The sequence below is a fragment of the Paraburkholderia acidisoli genome, assembly GCF_009789675.1.
In the GTDB taxonomy this organism is placed as follows: domain Bacteria; phylum Pseudomonadota; class Gammaproteobacteria; order Burkholderiales; family Burkholderiaceae; genus Paraburkholderia; species Paraburkholderia acidisoli.
The window spans coordinates 828600-844467 of the sequence record NZ_CP046915.1 but is presented as its reverse complement, the minus strand read 5'-3'; the positions used below and the strand labels follow the sequence as shown (position 1 = coordinate 844467).

Sequence of the window (15868 nt, the reverse complement as noted above, 5' to 3'; positions counted from 1 at the left end):
AATCAAAACTTCGGACGTCGCTCGCCGAGACGCGTAATATTCCTTGCGATACAACGGAGCAGTCTCTCTGTCAACCTGTTGTCGCATGCGAGGAGCGCGTCCCATGAACCACGCAGAACTTCAGTACCTGAGCACGGAATATCCGTTCCGCAAGCAGTATGAGAATTTCATCGGTGGACAGTGGGTCAAGCCAACCGGCGGCGAGTACTTCGACAATATTTCGCCGATCACCGGCGAACCGTTCACCTCGATCCCGCGTTCGCGCGAAGCCGATGTCGAACTCGCGCTCGACGCGGCGCAAAAGGCAAAAGACGCGTGGGGCAAAACCTCGCCCACCGACCGCGCGAATCTGCTGAGCAAGATCGCCGACCGCATCGAAGCGAATCTCACGCGTCTCGCGGTGGCCGAAACCATCGACAACGGCAAGCCGCTACGCGAAAGCATGGCCGCCGACATACCGCTCGCCGTCGATCACTTCCGCTATTTCGCGAGCGCGATCCGCGCGCAGGAAGGCGCGATTTCGCAAATCGACAACGACACCGTGGCGTATCACTTTCACGAACCGCTCGGCGTGGTCGGCCAGATCATTCCGTGGAATTTCCCCATTCTGATGGCGACGTGGAAGCTCGCGCCCGCGCTCGCGGCCGGCAATTGCGTCGTGCTGAAACCGGCCGAGCAGACGCCCGCCTCGATCCTCGTGCTGATGGAATTGATTCAGGACATCCTGCCCGCGGGGGTGGTGAACGTGGTGAACGGCTTCGGTCTGGAAGCGGGCAAACCGCTCGCCTCGAACAAGCGCGTTTCGAAAGTGGCGTTCACGGGCGAGACCACCACGGGCCGCCTCATCATGCAGTACGCGAGCCAGAATCTCATTCCGGTGACGCTCGAACTGGGCGGCAAGAGCCCGAATATCTTTTTCGCCGACGTGATGGATCACGACGACAGTTTCCTCGACAAGGCGCTCGAAGGCTTCACGATGTTCGCGCTCAATCAGGGCGAAGTGTGCACCTGCCCGTCACGCGCGATCGTCGACGAGAAAATCTACGACCGCTTCATCGAACGCGCGATCCAGCGTGTGGGTGCGATCGTGCAAGGCCATCCGCTCGATCCGAAAACGATGATCGGTGCGCAGGCTTCGCAGGAACAACTCGAGAAAATTCTCTCGTACCTCGATCTGGGCAAACAGGAAGGCGCGCAATGCCTCACGGGCGGCGAGCGCAACGCGTTGCAGGGCGAACTCAAGAACGGCTATTACATCAAGCCGACCGTGTTCAAGGGCAACAACAAGATGCGCATCTTCCAGGAAGAGATCTTCGGGCCGGTGGTGTCCGTCACCACGTTCAAGACCGAGGAAGAAGCGCTGCAGATCGCCAACGACACGCTCTATGGCCTGGGCGCCGGGATCTGGACGCGCGACGGCACGCGCGCGTACCGCTTCGGCCGCGCGATCCAGGCGGGCCGCGTGTGGACCAACTGCTATCACGCGTACCCCGCGCACGCGGCGTTCGGCGGTTACAAGCAGTCGGGCATCGGGCGTGAGACGCACAAGATGATGCTCGACCACTATCAGCAGACGAAAAACCTGCTGGTGAGCTATAGCGACAAGCCGCTCGGTTTCTTCTAACGGCGCATCGTGACGCGACGGGCGCCTCGCGGCACGCGAGACGCCCACTTTTGCTCAGGGAGACCGTACATGGCCGACGCCGTTGCTCGCGTGATCGCCACGCCCGCCGCCATCGACTTGATCGAAAAACTCGTAAAGGAACACGGCAACGTGCTGTTCCATCAATCGGGCGGCTGCTGCGACGGCAGCGCGCCCATGTGCTTCCCCGTGAGCGAATTCATGGTGGGCGGCTCGGACGTCAAACTCGGCAACATCGCGGGCGTGCCGTTCTACATGAGCGAATCGCAATTCGAGTACTGGCAGCACACGCAACTCATCATCGACTGCGTGCCCGGCAACGGCGGCATGTTTTCGCTCGAACGGCCCACGGGCCTGCGCTTTCTCACGCGCTCGCGCCTCTACGACGACGACGAAAACGCGTGGCTCGACGCGCATCCGGTAGAGCGCGCGGAAAGCTGAGAGCAGCAGCGCTTTCTCAAAGCGCAATTCGGGTAAACGCCATTCGATCTCTTGCGCAAGGGCGCGCTGCCGCCCTTTTGCCGCTTGCTCACATCACGCGATTCGGCACGACAAAGCGCCTGTGTGCGCGCCGTTTGCGGCCGCAACGCCAGCCGCAGGCCGCGTTGAGAAAAAAGTGCCATCGATTCTTCCTTTTGTGTAGGGACGTTAACGCCCCGGTCAAATATTCTCTCTCCCATTGAAACGCAACGTCCGGCCATGGCCCTTACCGCGCCGCCCGACGTTCACTGAAAGGAGAGGATGTTGACTCAGAAAGTGCGGCTCAAACTCGCGATCGCCGAACACCCGCATACGTCCGCGATCCGCAACGGCTCCATTCCCATCGAGGGCGTGGACGCCGAGTTCGTCACGGTTCAGCCGCAGATCGGCGCGTTCCGCCGCATGGTGCGCGACGTCGAATTCGATGTCTGCGAACTCGCGCCGACCACCTATATCATCGCCCGCGCCTATGGCGCACCGTTCGTCGGCTTGCCGATCTTCGTCGTGCGCCGCTTCCACCACGGCGGCCTGCTCGTGCGCCCCGACGCCGGCATCAAGACGCCCAAAGACCTCGAAGGCAAGAAAGTGGGCGTGCGCGCCTACTCCGTCACCACCGGCGTGTGGACGCGCCAGGTGCTCATCGACGAATTCGGTCTCGATTCCTCGAAGGTCACCTGGGTCGTGGACGACGAAGAACACGTCACGCAGCTCAAGCTGCCGCCCAACGTGATTCACGCGCCCGCCGGCACCTCGCTCGCCGACATGATGGCCAGCGGCGAACTCGCCGCGGGCTTCGCGGCCGCCGCTGGCATCGGCCGCACCGGCGCGCCCACCGGCGGCTGGAAGGAAGTGGAAGCCGACTACCCCGACCTGCTGCCCAACGCCACCGAACTCGAAACCGGTTACTACGCACGCACCGGCATCTACCCGATGCACGGCACCATCGTCGTGAAGGATTCCGTACTCGCCGAGCATCCGTGGGTCGCCAAATCGCTCTACGACGCGTTCGACCAGGCGAAGAAGGAATGGCTCGCCCGCCTCGATGCCGGTGAGGCGAACACCGCCGGCGACAAGAAATACCAGGCATTGCGAAAGATCGTCGGCAACGACCCGCTGCCCTACGGCATCGAGGAGAACCGCAAGACGATCGAGGCGCTCGAAGCCACCGCATTCAAACAGGGCCTCACGCCGCGCCGCATGTCGATGGACGAGCTGTTCGTCGATCCGCTCGCGCAGTGACCCGCACGGAGACACCATGATCATCGATTGCCACGGTCACTTCACGACCGTTCCCGCCTCGTTCCGCAACTGGCGCGCCAAACAGGTCGAATTCGCCAACGATCCGGCTAACGCGCCCTCGCGCAACGGCGCCTTCGTGAGCGACGACGAGATCCGCGAAGCCATCGGCAACGGCCAGCTCAAGCTGCAACGCGAGCGCGGCAGCGACCTCACGCTGTTCTCGCCCATCGCGGGCCTCATGAGCCATCACCTCGGCAACGAGCGCACGAGCCTCGAATGGGCCGAGATCTCGAACGATCTCGTCTATCGCGTGACCGAGATGTTCCCCGAGAATTTCGCGCCCGTGTGCCAGCTGCCGCAGTCGCCGGGCGTGAACCCCGCCAACAGCATTGCCGAACTGCGCCGCTGCGTGGAGCAGATGGGCTTCGTGGGCTGCAACCTGAACCCGGACCCGACCGGCGGCTACTGGACCGGCAAGCCGATGACGGACCGCGAGTGGTATCCGCTCTACGAGGCGCTCGTCGATCTCGACGTGCCGGCCATGATTCACGTGGCCGCCTCGTGCAACCCGTGTTTCCACGGCACGGGCGCGCATTACCTGAACGCGGATACCTCCGTGTTCATGCAGATCCTGCAATCCGACCTGTTCAAGGATTTCCCGAAGCTGCGCCTCGTGATTCCGCATGGCGGCGGCGCGGTGCCGTATCACTGGGGCCGCTATCGCGGCATGTCGCTGGAGATGCGCGACCGTCCGCTCGAGGGCCTGCTCGACAACATCTTCTTCGACTCGTGCGTGTATCACAAGCCGGGCGTGGAACTGCTCACCAAGGTGATTCCGGCCGACAACGTGCTGTTCGGTTCGGAGATGATCGGTGCGGTGCGCGGTCGCGATCCGAATACCGGCGAGTATTTCGACGATACGAAGCGCTATATCGACGCGTGCTCCGCACTGAGCGACGAAGACCGCTACAAGATTTTCGAGGGCAATGCGCGCCGCGTGTATCCGCGACTCGACGCACGGCTGAAAGCGCAGGGCAAGTGAGTTTTTAAAGTCCCCGGCATCACACAGGATCACAAAAGGACAGAGGCAGACAATGGCTTCACCCATCGTTGATATTCACCCGCACATCATCTCCGACGACGAAACGCGCTACCCGCCCGCGCCGCTGTTCGGCAAGCGCTCGGACTGGTCGAAGGAACGTCCGACCACGGTCGAAACGCTGATCGCGTCGATGGACGCGGCGGGCGTCGGCAAGGCGGCCGTGGTGCATTCGTCCACGACCTACGGTTTCGACAACAGTTACGTGGTGGACAGCTGCGCGCGTTACGCGGACCGTCTCGTGGCCGTGGGTTCCGTCGACGTGATGCAGGAAGACGCGCCGCAGCGCATTCGCGAGTGGGTCGGGCGCGGTCTCGCGGGCCTGCGTCTGTTCACGGGCGGCAGCACGAAGGAGTTCGATCCGAGCGAACTCGACGACCCGCGTTCGTTCCCGGCGTGGGAGTTGTGCGCCGAACTCGGCCTGCCGATGTGCATCCAGACCGGGCCGGTGGGCCTGCCGCAGGTGACGGCCCTCGCGAAGCGCTTTCCCGCGGTGCCGATCGTGCTCGATCACCTGGGCCGCCCCGACGTGCTCGACGGCGCGCCTTACGCGAACGCGCAAAGTCTGTTCGATCTCGCGCCGTATGAAAACATTTTCCTCAAACTCACGCCGCGCATTTTCGGCGACGTGAAGAAAGAGAAGGCCAGCGCGGAAACGTTCTTCCCGCGCGTGGTGGAAGCGTTCGGTGCGAAGCGCATGGCGTGGGGTTCGAACTATCCCACCTCGCCGGGCGCGCTAGAAGAGATTCTCGGCACCGCGCAGGCGGGACTCGCGTGCCTGAATGCCGCCGACCGCGCATGGATTTTCGGCAAGACCGCGCAACAGCTTTACCCCGCGCTGGGCTGAGCGCATTGAGTTAGATTGACGCTGCATCGGAGCGGCTGGCCGTACGCCACGCCACACGGCCCACGGCCAGCCGCGCAACAGCAATAGTTTCAGGTCACGAAGAAAAAGCAGATGGAGACGAGCAAAACAGTACGGACGAATTTCGCGTATCACTGGGGCATACTCGCCCTGCTCGCGATTGGCGTCCTGACGTCCTTTATCGACCGAACCAGCATCTCGAGCGTTCTGGCCGACGTCCACTTCATCCGGCATTTCGCGTTGACCAACGTCGATCGCGGCTGGATCAATTCCGCGTTCTTCTGGTCGTACGGTCTCTTTCAGGTGCCGATGGGCTGGGTCGCCGACCGTTATGGCGTGAAGTGGCCGTATGCCGTGTGCTTCGCACTCTGGTGCCTCGCCACCGCACTGATGGGCACGGTCACCACGCTCACGGGCCTCGTGGTCATGCGCCTGATCATCGGTATTGCCGAGGCGATCGTGATTCCGGCCAGCTACCGCTGGATTCGCAACAACTTCGACGAAAGCCAGAACGGCCTCGCCGTCGGCATTCTCGCCATGGGCAACAAGTTCGGCCCCGCCATTGGCGCGCCGGTGGGCGCCTGGTTCATCGTCAACTATTCGTGGAAGGCCATGTTCGTGGCCACGGGTCTCGTCGGCCTGCTCTGGCTCGTGCCCTGGCTGCTCGCGGTGCGCAACGACCTGCCCTCGCGCGAACAACTCAAGCGCGCCGACCGCAGCGCGCGCTCGGTTTCGTTTGCGAGCATTCTCACGAGCCCCGTGGTGTGGGGCGGCATGATCACGAACTTCTGCTACGGCTACTTCACGTTCTTCTGCATGACGTGGATGCCCGCGTATCTCGTGGAGCAGCGCGGCCTCTCGATCGGGCAATCCGGCATCTTCACGTTCTTCAGTTTCGCGGGCATCGCGATCGTCGCGGCCGTTGCCGGCTGGGCCGCGGACCGCATCATCGCGCGCGGCGCCGACGCGATCTTCGTGCGCAAGGCGTTCACCATCGCGGGCTTCGTGGGCGGCTGCACGGTGCTGCTCGGTGCATATGCCCACTCGCTCGAAGTGGCGCTGTTCTGGAACGTGCTCTCGCTCTCGCTACTCGGCATGACCACGGCGAACAACCTCGTGCTGTCGCGCCTCACGCTGATCCCGAAGCCCACTATCGGGCTCGTGACCGGCGTGCAGCAGGTGGCCACGAGTCTGTCGGGCGGCGTGGCGGCCAGTCTCTCGGGCTGGCTGCTGCATATCAGCAAGAGCTACGACCTGCCGATGCTCGTGATCCTCGTATTCCTGCTCGTGGGCGCAACGGCCACGGCCATTCTGTATCGACGCGAATGGGCGCCGAAGGTGAGCGAGCCGCATTGCGAACTGCGCGAAGCCTGAAGCTCCATTCAACGTACTCCTGACGATTCGACCGCGCCGCGATCGGCACGCTCGCGCGCGACCTTGATTCAAGCCAACGGCTTGCCCGTGGTAACCGACTGAAAAACTGGAAACAACATATATGGCGAAGATCGTATTCGGGATGGCGGTGCCGCACAGCGGCATGCTCGGGCAAGCGCCGGAAGACTGGCTCAAGAACGGCGAGCGCGACCGCAACAATCCGGAACTGTGGTTCCGCAATCGCACGTGGACCTACCCCGAACTGGAAGCGCACCGTGAAGCCGCGTTTGCGCCCTTCCTCACGCTCGAAGAGCGCACCGCACGCGCCGCGCGCTGCCGCGTGGCGCTCGACAAAATGGCCGAAGCGTATCGCGAGGCGAAGATCGACGTGGCGATCATTCTCGGCAAGGACCAGAAGGAAATCTTCACCGACTTTTCGCCTTCCATCGCCATTTATAGCGGCGCGGAAGTGCACAACGGGCCGCCGCAACGCTCGGTCTACGCGCCCGATCATCACGTCACGCACGCGTGCCATCCGGAACTGGCCACGTACCTCATCAAGTACTTCCAGAACGAGAACTTCGATCTCACCGATCTGTTCGCGTGGCCCGACAACGTGTGGATGAAGCCGTTGCCCGAGTATCCCGTGGTGCCGCATGCGTACAGCTTCGTGTATCACCAGATCATGAGCGACAACCCGCCGCCCAACGTGCCGGTCATCATGAACTGCTTCTATCCGCCCACGCAGCCTTCCATGGCGCGCTGCATCGAGTTCGGCCGCGTGTTGCGCGACGCGATCACCGCGTGGCCCGAAGACGTGCGCGTGGGCATTTTCGCGTCGGGCGGCCTTTCGCACTTCGTCAACGACGAGGAGTTCGATCACCAGATCATGAAAATGCTCGGGACTTACGACTACGACGCACTCGCGGCGGTCGACGATCGCTCGTATCAGTCGGGCACCTCGGAGATCAAGCTCTACGTGAGCGTGATGAAGGCCTTGCAGGCAACCGGCGCCGAAATGACGCTCGTGGATTACGTGCCCTGCTGGCGCACGCCCGCCGGAACTGGCGAAGGCATGGGCTTCATGTACTGGAAAGCCGCGGAATAAACGCGCTGCATTCCCTTATTTGACCGATTGAAGAGACATACATCATGAGCACTACTACGAATCCGCAACGCCTCAACAGCATCATTCGCGCGTTCGAATCGGGCAAGCCCGCGTTCGCCGCGTTCTCGAAACTCGACAAGCAGACCGCCATCGAAATGAGCGATGCCCCCTACGACGGCATCGTGTTCGAGATGGAGCACAACCCCTACGACGTGGCCGCCCTCGGCGACGCCATGCAGTACATGCTCAACCGCAAGGAGATCGCGGAATCCGGCTCGGTCTCGCCGCGCGTCACGCCCATCGCCCGCATTCCCGCCAATGGCGTGGAAATGAACCAGGCCTTCGCCAAGCAGGTGCTCGACCGCGGCGCGTACGGCGTGGTGTGGCCCCACGTGGCCACCGTCGAGCAGGCCTATAACGCCGTGGCCTCGTGCCGCTACGCGCGCCCCAAAAGCGCCCCGCTCTACGAGCCGAAGGGCGTGCGCGGCGACGGTCCCGCCACCGCCGCGCGCTACTGGGGCCTCAGCATGGCCGACTACTACCGGAAGGCCGACGTCTGGCCGCTCGCACCCGAGGGCGAAATTCTCGTCGGCCTGATGTGCGAAAGCACCCAGGCGATCCAGAACCTCGACGACATTCTCTCGAACGTGCCCGGCATCGGCTTCATTCTCATTGGCGAAGGCGATCTCTCGCAGGAGCTCGGTTTCCCGCGCCAGTACGAGCACCCCGAGGTGGTCGATGCGATGCGCCAGATCGTGGAAACCTGCCACAAGCACAACGTCGTGGTCGGCAACCCGCACGTGACGGCGAAGAATCACAAGCGGCTGATCGAGGAAGGCTACCGCTTCCTGATGTCCGCGCCAATGCGCAGCTACGGCGTGGTCGGCATGGCGCGCGAAATGGCCGGTTACTGAGGCACCTGACGTCACGACATCGACAGCCAATTACCCATAGTAAGGAATCCCAACATGTCCACGACGGCCGGCGCAGCGCCCACGCTGCGCACCAACCTCGCCGACTACGCCGTGACGAAGGCGATGAAGGACGGGCGTGTCACGTCCGACCGCGTCACGCTCGACTACTGCGGCCCCACGCCCGCGCACAACGGCTTCAAGGCGATGGTGCGCGAGAACCAGTTCGACGCGGGCGAACTCGCCATCGTCACGTTCCTGCAGGCCAGGGCGTACGGCAAGCCCTACGTGCTGCTGCCCGCGCCCATTTCGGGCCGTTTCCAGCATCATTGCGCGGGCTACAACCTCGACTTCGGTCATCTCGATCCGAAGGATATCGAAGGCCAACAGGTGGGCGTGCGCACCTACACGCAGACCACGGCGCTGTGGATTCGCGGCATCCTGCGCCACGAATACGGCGTGGATCTCGACAAGGTCACGTGGATGACGCTCGGCGACGGCCATCTCGCCGAGTTCACCGACCCCGCGAACTGCCAGCGTCTGCCGAAGGGTTCGTCGATTCCGCAGATGATGCTCGACGGCGAACTCGCCGCCGCGCTGCTGGGCGAAGACATGCCGAAGGACCCGCGCGTGCGCACGCTCGTGCCGGACGCGCAGAACGCCGCGAAAGACTGGTTCGCGCGCGAGAACGTGGTGCCGATCAATCACATGTTCGTGGTGCACGAGAACGTGTCGAAGCAGCACCCGGAGGCGGTGCGCGAGATCTACCGCATGATCCGCGAAAGCCGCGAGCAGGCCGAAGGCGTGCCGGCGGTGTTTCCGCCGCTCGGGCTCGAGGCGAACCGCAAGGGCATACAGCTCGCCATCGACTGGGCGCTCGACCAGAAGATCATTCCGCATCGACTGGGCGTGGACGAACTGTTCGACGACGTGACCGGCGCGCTCGATTAATTCGCCGTACCCCGCCGTCGCGCTCCCAAGACAACCCGACGCGACGGCATTTCGTTCGGATAACGAACGATAGAAGAACAAGATAAATCGCCGGAAAAACAAGGCGAATCCGCTCGATAACTAGAAATATCATGGAGACACACATGAAGAAGCTGCTCGTAATGGCTACCGGCGTAGCGTCGGCGTGCCTGTTCAACACGGCCTACGCGCAATCGTCGGTCACGCTGTACGGCGTCATCGACAACGCGATGGAATTTCAGAACGGCGGTGCCGGCAAGGTCGTGCGCGCCACCTCGGGCGGCCTGTATGCGAGCCGCTACGGCTTCAAGGGCAGCGAGGACATCGGCGGCGGCCTGAAGGTCAACTTCCAGCTCGAACAAGGCTTCTCGGCCATGACCGGCGCCGCCGCGAACTCGGCCGAAGCGTTCAATCGCCAGGCGTGGGTGGGCTTGTCGGGTGACTTCGGCGAAGTGCGTTTCGGCCTGCAAAATACGCCGCAGTACATCTTCATCAATCGCGAACTCGACCCCGTTGCCGTCATGAGCATGGGTTCGCCGATGCTCAACTTCAATTCGCTGACGATCCGCGTGAACAACGCGATTTCGTACTTCACGCCCACGATGTACGGCGTGACCGCGCAGTTCATGGTGGCCATGCGCGACAGCACCACGAAACCGAGTAACGGCCTGCAGTTCTACAACGCGGCCGTGCGCTATGAAAACGGCCCGTTCCGCGTGGCCGCCGGTTACGAACAGGCCGACAGCGCCACCGGCACTTCGGCGCTGCGCCTGTTCAACGCGGGGGCTTCGGTGGGAATCGGCCCCACGCGCTTCTTTCTCGCGTATCACACGGAACGCCAGACCGACGACAGCGTTAAGCGCGACGTGTTCGAAGGCTCCGGTTCGTGGACGATCTCGCCCGCCGACATGCTCGCGGTCATGTACGGCTACGAGCATGATAAAACGGGCCAGGGCAACAACGCGCAGCAGATCGGCATGACCTATGAGCATTATCTTTCCAAGCGTACGACGCTGTACGCGTCGGCGGCATTCTTGCAGAACCGCAATCAGGCCAAATTCACGCTCAATGGCACTGCCTATGCAGGCGTGACCGTCGCGCCCGGCTCCAACACGCGCGGTGTGATTCTCGGCATCGTCCACACGTTCTGATGCCTTGACCGCGTGACGAACGAGGCCGTTTTTACCGGGGTTTTTTGCATTTTCTTACCGGTTATTACGACCTCGCGTTGGGGTAAATCGCAAGTCGCACTGCACAACGGGATATGGAAAAATATGACGAGCTTCACGCCCGCCGTTTTTCTTGCGGGTCTCGCGAGCATGTCGCACGGAGGCACGGCTTTCAGCCGCAGCGTTCCGGCACAAATTCAATCGCAATGGCGGCGCGCAAGTCCGGCCGCCAAGGAGACGTCATGGCCCAGGGTGCTCACGGTGCGCACAGCGCATCGGTCATCAAACCCCCACGCAAGCTCGCCGGTGAAACGCGACTCACCGCCGTGCCGAAGGTTCGCCTCTACGTCGAGCGTCCCGAAGAAGAAAACTGGTTCGTCCATGTCGGCCACGTCACGGAACGTGGCCGGTGGCGCACCGAACCGCATGCGCATCCCGCCTATGGCCAGTTGATCTTCGTACGCAACGGGCGCGGCGTGATGAATCTGGAAGGCCGCAGCGTGCCGTTCGAAGCGCCCTGCGCGCTGCTGCTGCCCACCGAATGCATTCACGGTCTCGATTACGAAATCGACGTGGATCGCTGGGTCGTTACGATCGAAGTGTCGTATCTCACGCAGGTCAACGCGAAACTTCACGAGTTCATCGCGCTGTGGTCGGCGCCGCGCATGATTTCGCTCGCCGATGCGGGCAAGTCCAACGAGTTCTATACCCTCATTCAGCGGCTGAAACAGGAAGTGGAGTCGGACGCCGTGGGTCAGGTGGCTGGCACCGAAGCCTTGCTGACCATGATGCTGCTGTCGCTCGCCCGTGAAGCGCATCTCGAACAGACGGTCAACGACGGCACGCCGCGCAACGACGTGCGTCTCGTGGAACGGTTTCGCAAGCTCATTGACGAACATTACCGCAGCAATCTGCCGTTGCAGGATTACGCGTCGATGCTCGCAGTCTCGCTCGTGCAACTGCGCGCCGCATGCGCCTCGGCGGCGGAGAAGAGTCCGACCAAGATGATCCACGCGCGCATCATTACCGAGGCCAAGCGCGAACTTATTTTCGGCGACATGTCGGTGGAACAGATCGCCTTCTGGCTCGGCTTTGCCGACGCCGCGTATTTCACGCGCTTTTTCCGCCGCGAAGTGGGCCAGGCACCCAGCCAGTTCCGCATGGAAGCGCGCAAATAGCACCGCGCATTTCGCGGCGCATTGAGCAGTCATTGACCACGCATTGATACTTTCCACTCGTTCGAACCACGCCTTGCGCCGCGTGGTTCGAACGACGCTCCACGCTCGCTTCCCTCAGGCTCGCCGCGCTATCGATACGCCCATACCGCACCGGGACTATCCCTGGTTCGTGCGGAAAGTGCCAGCGAAACCGGATTTAGTACCGGGACCGGCGATGTCACGAGGCCTATCCTTTTTCCGATCACACCCCTCAATCGCATTCTTTCTTTCCGCCTTTTCCACTCAATTCGAATATGGCGCAATACCCAGATAGAAGAAACTCGCGACACCGCCTCATGATTGCGGCGCTGGTCGCATTCGCTTCCGCCGCGCCGGCCTTCGCGGCGGACGCGCCGCCTACCGAATTCGTCTATATCGGCAGCCTGCAACCGCAGATCCATGCCTTGCGCTTCGACACTGCCACCGGCGCGCTGACGCCGCTCGGCACCGTTGCCGAAGGACTGCGCGCGACGTGGGTCGAAGCGCATCCCTCGCTGCCCGTGCTCTACGCCGTGAACGACGACCGCGCGAAAGACGGCAGCATTACCGCCTACGCCGTGAATCGGTCGAGCGGCGCGCTCACGAAGATGGACGACGTGCTCACGGGCGGCCGCGGCACCACGTTCCTGCGCTTCGACACGCCCTCGTCCACGCTGCTCAGCGCCAACTACAACAGCGGCTCCGTTTCGAGCGTGGCCGTGAACCCGGACGGCAGCGTAGGCGCGCTTGCGTCCACGCTCGAAGAAACCGGCTCGGGACCCAACCCGCGGCAGGCCAGCGCGCACGCGCACGGGGTGACGATCGACCCCACTGGCCAGTACGCGCTCGTGCCCGACTTCGGCGCCGACCGCATCTTCATCTACCGGTTCGACCGCGCGACGCACGCGCTCGCGCAACTCGCGGGCGCCGCGCCGCGCGCATTCGCCTTGCCGCCGGGGAGCGGTCCCCGCCGCATCGCGTTTGGGGCAACGGGCGACTATGCGTACGTGCTCACCGAACTCAGCGCGCAAGTCACCGTGCTGCGCTGGGACGCGGCCACGGCGACGCTCACGCCCGTGCAAACGCTGCCGGTCAGCAGCGAGGGATTCAGCGGCCAGAAAAGCGGCGCGGAAATGGCGCTCAGCCGCGACGGCAAGTTCGTCTACGTGGAGAATCGCGGGGAAAACTCACTCGTCGTGTATCGCGTGAATGCGTCCACCGGCGAACTCGCGCTGGTCCAGCGCATTGCCTCCGGCGGCGACAAACCGTGGGGCTTCACGCTCGATCCTTCGGGCAAGTGGCTGTTCGTCGCGAATCAGCGCAGCGGCAACGTGAGCGTATTCGCCGTGAATACCGAAACGGGCGAACTCACGGACAGCGGTCGATCCGCGCCCGTTCCAGACGCAAGCAGCGTCACGTTCGTGCAGTAAATTCCATTGACGTTTTCCGGGCCGGCGGCTATTTCAGCGCCGGCTTTCTCGCGCCGGTCCGATTGGATTTTCCCGCTTAAAACTCACTTCAAAAAATGCCAGTGAATCCAGGTTTTATACCGGGACTCACTCTAATTCCTTGCCTACCATTCTCCGAGCACTGAAAACGTGCTCCGTTATTCGAATGCAATAACGCAAATCGAATACGGTAAAAACGAAATAAACAATATCCGGAGGCAAATGAAAAAGGCAATTCTGGCTGCTTCAGCCCTCGTATCCGCGTGCACGTGGCAACTCGCACAAGCTCAATCGTCGGTCACGCTTTATGGCGTGGTCGATAACGGCATCGAATATCAAAACGGCGGTAAAGGCGGCGTGGTGCGCGCTTCGTCGGGCGGTATGTTCGCCACCGTCTACGGCCTGATCGGCCACGAAGAGATTGGCGGCGGCACGCGCGTCAATTTTCAGTTGGAGCAAGGCTTTTCCGCATTCACGGGCGCCGCATCCAATGCGGCCGATGCCTTCAACCGGCTCGCGTGGGTCGGCATGTCGGGGCACTTCGGCGAATTTCGCTTTGGGCGCCAGAAAAAGCCGCAGTACCTCTTTCTCGACGGCGAACTCGATCCCACCGCCGCCAAATCCATCGCGTCCTCGCTCAACGATTTCGATTCGGTCACGGTGCGCGCGAGCAATGCCATTGCCTATTTCACGCCCACGTGGAACGGCTTGACGATACAAACGATGGTGGCCATGCGCGACTCCACCACCAAACCGTCCAACGGGCTGCAGTTCTACAACGTCGCGTTCAAGTACATCAATGGGCCGTGGCACCTGGCCGCCGGTTACGAGCAGCAGGACAACGCGGCGGGCACTTCGGTGCAGAAGGTCTTCACCGCCGCCTCCTCGCTCAAGGTGGGCGCGGCGCGCTTCTACCTCGTCTATCACACGGAAACGCAATCGGATCACAGCGAGAACGAGGCCACGTATTCGGCATCCGCCTCCTACCTGTTCAATCCGTTCAACGAAATCGCCGCGTTCTACGGCTATCTGCACGATCGCACCGGCAATGGCAACAATGCGCAGCAAGTGGGTTTGGCGTACGAGTATTTTCTCTCGAAGCGCTCGATGATCTATGCGGCGGGCAGCTTCATCCAGAATCGCCATCAAGCCGCCTATACGCTCAACGGTACGGAATATTCGGGCGTTTCCGTGTTGCCGGGCTCGAATGCACGCGGCATCATCGTCGGCATCTCGCACAAGTTTTGAACGCCCGAGGCGCTGAATTCAGGCTTTGCGCGTGATATAACGGCGAATCGACCGCCAGTCTCGCTCCGCATTACGATGTTGAATCGCCGGAAAAACGCACGCCAATTCGCCGTGAATCGCTCATGAATTCAGACGACCTCGCCGTCTTCGCGCACGTCGCGAAGACGGGCAGCATCTCGCGCACGGCCATGGAGCTGGGCGCGAACCAGTCGACCATCAGCCGCCGCATTGCCGTGCTCGAAGCCGAGCTGGCCGTGCGCCTGTTTCGCCGCAGCGGCCGCGGCGTCGGGCTGACCGAGCGCGGCGCGCAATTGCTCAATTACGCGCAAACCCTGGAGCGCACGCTCGACGAGGCGCGTAGCGCCATGCGCAGCGGCGTGGAGAACGGTCCCGCGCGCCTCGCCATCGCCGCGCAACCCACCATCGCGCGCATCATGTTCGGCAGTCTCGGGCACCGGCTGCGCGCGCGCTATCCGAACACCCGCATTCGTTTCGTCGAAGGCCTGGGCAGCCAGATCCTGAGCCGCCTCACCGACGGCGAGATCGATCTCGCACTCATGTACGTGCCCGAGCATCGCGGCGCCATGCAGTTCGACACGCTGCTCTCCGAGCAGGTGTGCCTCATCACGCCCGCGCGCTTCACGCTGCCCGTCAAATCGGCGAGCAGCGCCAACGTGAGTCTGCTCGGCGAAGTGCCGCTCATTTTGCCGAGCACGCATCACGGCTTGCGCGTGCTGGTCGAATCGCTGGCCGGGCGCCATGGTTTCACGCCGCGCATCGCGCTCGAATGCGACGGCTCGATCTCGCTCACCAAGCGCCTCGTCATGGCCAGTTGCGGCTGCACCGTGCTGCCCGCCGCCTCGGTGATCGAGGAAGTCGCGGAAGGCCGCCTCAACTGCATCCCGCTCGCCAATCCCGTGGTCAAGCGCGACGTCGCCATCGCCTGGCCGCAAAATCGCGCCATGCCCGAAGGCGTGTGGAGCGTCACGCAGATGATCCGCGAACTCGCCGCCGATCTCGTCAAAACGGACGAATGGCCGGGCACGTCGCTGCCCGCGGCGGCGGAGAAAACGTGATCGGCTCATAAAAAAACGCCCGCATGACGACCATGCGGGCGTTT

General features: G+C 62.7%; 14 protein-coding genes. All 14 read left to right on the top strand.

The window, feature by feature from the left end:
- Positions 1–103 precede the first annotated feature (103 nt).
- Positions 104–1624 carry an aldehyde dehydrogenase gene (gene adh, locus FAZ98_RS25955; RefSeq protein ID WP_158955431.1) on the top strand — a complete coding sequence of 507 codons (1521 nt, stop codon included), beginning with the start codon at positions 104–106 and terminating at the stop codon, positions 1622–1624.
- Between the two features lie 69 nt (positions 1625–1693).
- Positions 1694–2083, top strand: a complete 390-nt coding sequence (locus FAZ98_RS25950) for a DUF779 domain-containing protein (RefSeq protein WP_158955429.1) — start codon at positions 1694–1696, stop codon at positions 2081–2083.
- Positions 2084–2383: 300 nt separating this feature from the next.
- The gene (locus FAZ98_RS25945; protein WP_158955427.1) at positions 2384–3361 is read left to right on the top strand and encodes an ABC transporter substrate-binding protein; all 978 of its coding nucleotides are present in this window, start codon (positions 2384–2386) and stop codon (positions 3359–3361) included.
- Positions 3362–3377: 16 nt separating this feature from the next.
- Positions 3378–4403, top strand: coding sequence for an amidohydrolase family protein (locus tag FAZ98_RS25940; RefSeq protein WP_158955425.1), 1026 nt, complete (start codon positions 3378–3380; stop codon positions 4401–4403).
- A gap of 52 nt (positions 4404–4455) precedes the next feature.
- Positions 4456–5307 carry an amidohydrolase family protein gene (locus FAZ98_RS25935; RefSeq protein ID WP_158955423.1) on the top strand — a complete coding sequence of 284 codons (852 nt, stop codon included), beginning with the start codon at positions 4456–4458 and terminating at the stop codon, positions 5305–5307.
- A gap of 111 nt (positions 5308–5418) precedes the next feature.
- Positions 5419–6699, top strand: a complete 1281-nt coding sequence (locus FAZ98_RS25930; RefSeq protein ID WP_158955421.1) for an MFS transporter — start codon at positions 5419–5421, stop codon at positions 6697–6699.
- Positions 6700–6820: 121 nt separating this feature from the next.
- Positions 6821–7807: a DODA-type extradiol aromatic ring-opening family dioxygenase gene (locus FAZ98_RS25925; RefSeq protein ID WP_158955419.1), complete on the top strand. Its 987-nt coding sequence runs from the start codon at positions 6821–6823 to the stop codon at positions 7805–7807.
- 44 nt (positions 7808–7851) lie between these two features.
- A complete protein-coding gene (locus tag FAZ98_RS25920; RefSeq protein WP_158955417.1) occupies positions 7852–8721 on the top strand; it encodes an HpcH/HpaI aldolase family protein in 870 nt (289 codons plus the stop codon).
- 54 nt (positions 8722–8775) lie between these two features.
- The gene (locus tag FAZ98_RS25915) at positions 8776–9669 is read left to right on the top strand and encodes a substrate-binding domain-containing protein (RefSeq protein ID WP_158955415.1); all 894 of its coding nucleotides are present in this window, start codon (positions 8776–8778) and stop codon (positions 9667–9669) included.
- A 143-nt stretch (positions 9670–9812) separates the two neighbouring features.
- Positions 9813–10838, top strand: a complete 1026-nt coding sequence (locus tag FAZ98_RS25910) for a porin (protein ID WP_158955413.1) — start codon at positions 9813–9815, stop codon at positions 10836–10838.
- 260 nt (positions 10839–11098) lie between these two features.
- Positions 11099–12034, top strand: a complete 936-nt coding sequence (locus tag FAZ98_RS25905) for a helix-turn-helix domain-containing protein (protein WP_158955411.1) — start codon at positions 11099–11101, stop codon at positions 12032–12034.
- 335 nt (positions 12035–12369) lie between these two features.
- A complete protein-coding gene (locus FAZ98_RS25900) occupies positions 12370–13482 on the top strand; it encodes a lactonase family protein (RefSeq protein ID WP_233272844.1) in 1113 nt (370 codons plus the stop codon).
- A 240-nt stretch (positions 13483–13722) separates the two neighbouring features.
- On the top strand, positions 13723–14748 hold the full coding sequence (locus FAZ98_RS25895) for a porin (protein ID WP_158955407.1): 1026 nt from the start codon (positions 13723–13725) through the stop codon (positions 14746–14748).
- Positions 14749–14870: 122 nt separating this feature from the next.
- Positions 14871–15824, top strand: a complete 954-nt coding sequence (locus FAZ98_RS25890; protein WP_158955405.1) for a LysR family transcriptional regulator — start codon at positions 14871–14873, stop codon at positions 15822–15824.
- The last annotated feature ends 44 nt before the right edge of the window (positions 15825–15868 follow it).

What these genes read in the sequence shown, in the direction of transcription:
- FAZ98_RS25950 (WP_158955429.1), top strand. Translation starts at nt 1,694, where the DNA reads ATGGCCGACGCCGTTGCTCGCGTGATCGCCACGCCCGCCGCCATCGAC.
- FAZ98_RS25905 (WP_158955411.1), top strand. Translation starts at nt 11,099, where the DNA reads ATGGCCCAGGGTGCTCACGGTGCGCACAGCGCATCGGTCATCAAACCC.
- FAZ98_RS25925 (WP_158955419.1), top strand. Translation starts at nt 6,821, where the DNA reads ATGGCGAAGATCGTATTCGGGATGGCGGTGCCGCACAGCGGCATGCTC.
- FAZ98_RS25945 (WP_158955427.1), top strand. Translation starts at nt 2,384, where the DNA reads ATGTTGACTCAGAAAGTGCGGCTCAAACTCGCGATCGCCGAACACCCG.
- FAZ98_RS25895 (WP_158955407.1), top strand. Translation starts at nt 13,723, where the DNA reads ATGAAAAAGGCAATTCTGGCTGCTTCAGCCCTCGTATCCGCGTGCACG.
- FAZ98_RS25890 (WP_158955405.1), top strand. Translation starts at nt 14,871, where the DNA reads ATGAATTCAGACGACCTCGCCGTCTTCGCGCACGTCGCGAAGACGGGC.
- FAZ98_RS25910 (WP_158955413.1), top strand. Translation starts at nt 9,813, where the DNA reads ATGAAGAAGCTGCTCGTAATGGCTACCGGCGTAGCGTCGGCGTGCCTG.
- FAZ98_RS25930 (WP_158955421.1), top strand. Translation starts at nt 5,419, where the DNA reads ATGGAGACGAGCAAAACAGTACGGACGAATTTCGCGTATCACTGGGGC.
- FAZ98_RS25915 (WP_158955415.1), top strand. Translation starts at nt 8,776, where the DNA reads ATGTCCACGACGGCCGGCGCAGCGCCCACGCTGCGCACCAACCTCGCC.
- FAZ98_RS25935 (WP_158955423.1), top strand. Translation starts at nt 4,456, where the DNA reads ATGGCTTCACCCATCGTTGATATTCACCCGCACATCATCTCCGACGAC.
- FAZ98_RS25940 (WP_158955425.1), top strand. Translation starts at nt 3,378, where the DNA reads ATGATCATCGATTGCCACGGTCACTTCACGACCGTTCCCGCCTCGTTC.
- FAZ98_RS25900 (WP_233272844.1), top strand. Translation starts at nt 12,370, where the DNA reads ATGATTGCGGCGCTGGTCGCATTCGCTTCCGCCGCGCCGGCCTTCGCG.
- FAZ98_RS25920 (WP_158955417.1), top strand. Translation starts at nt 7,852, where the DNA reads ATGAGCACTACTACGAATCCGCAACGCCTCAACAGCATCATTCGCGCG.
- adh (WP_158955431.1), top strand. Translation starts at nt 104, where the DNA reads ATGAACCACGCAGAACTTCAGTACCTGAGCACGGAATATCCGTTCCGC.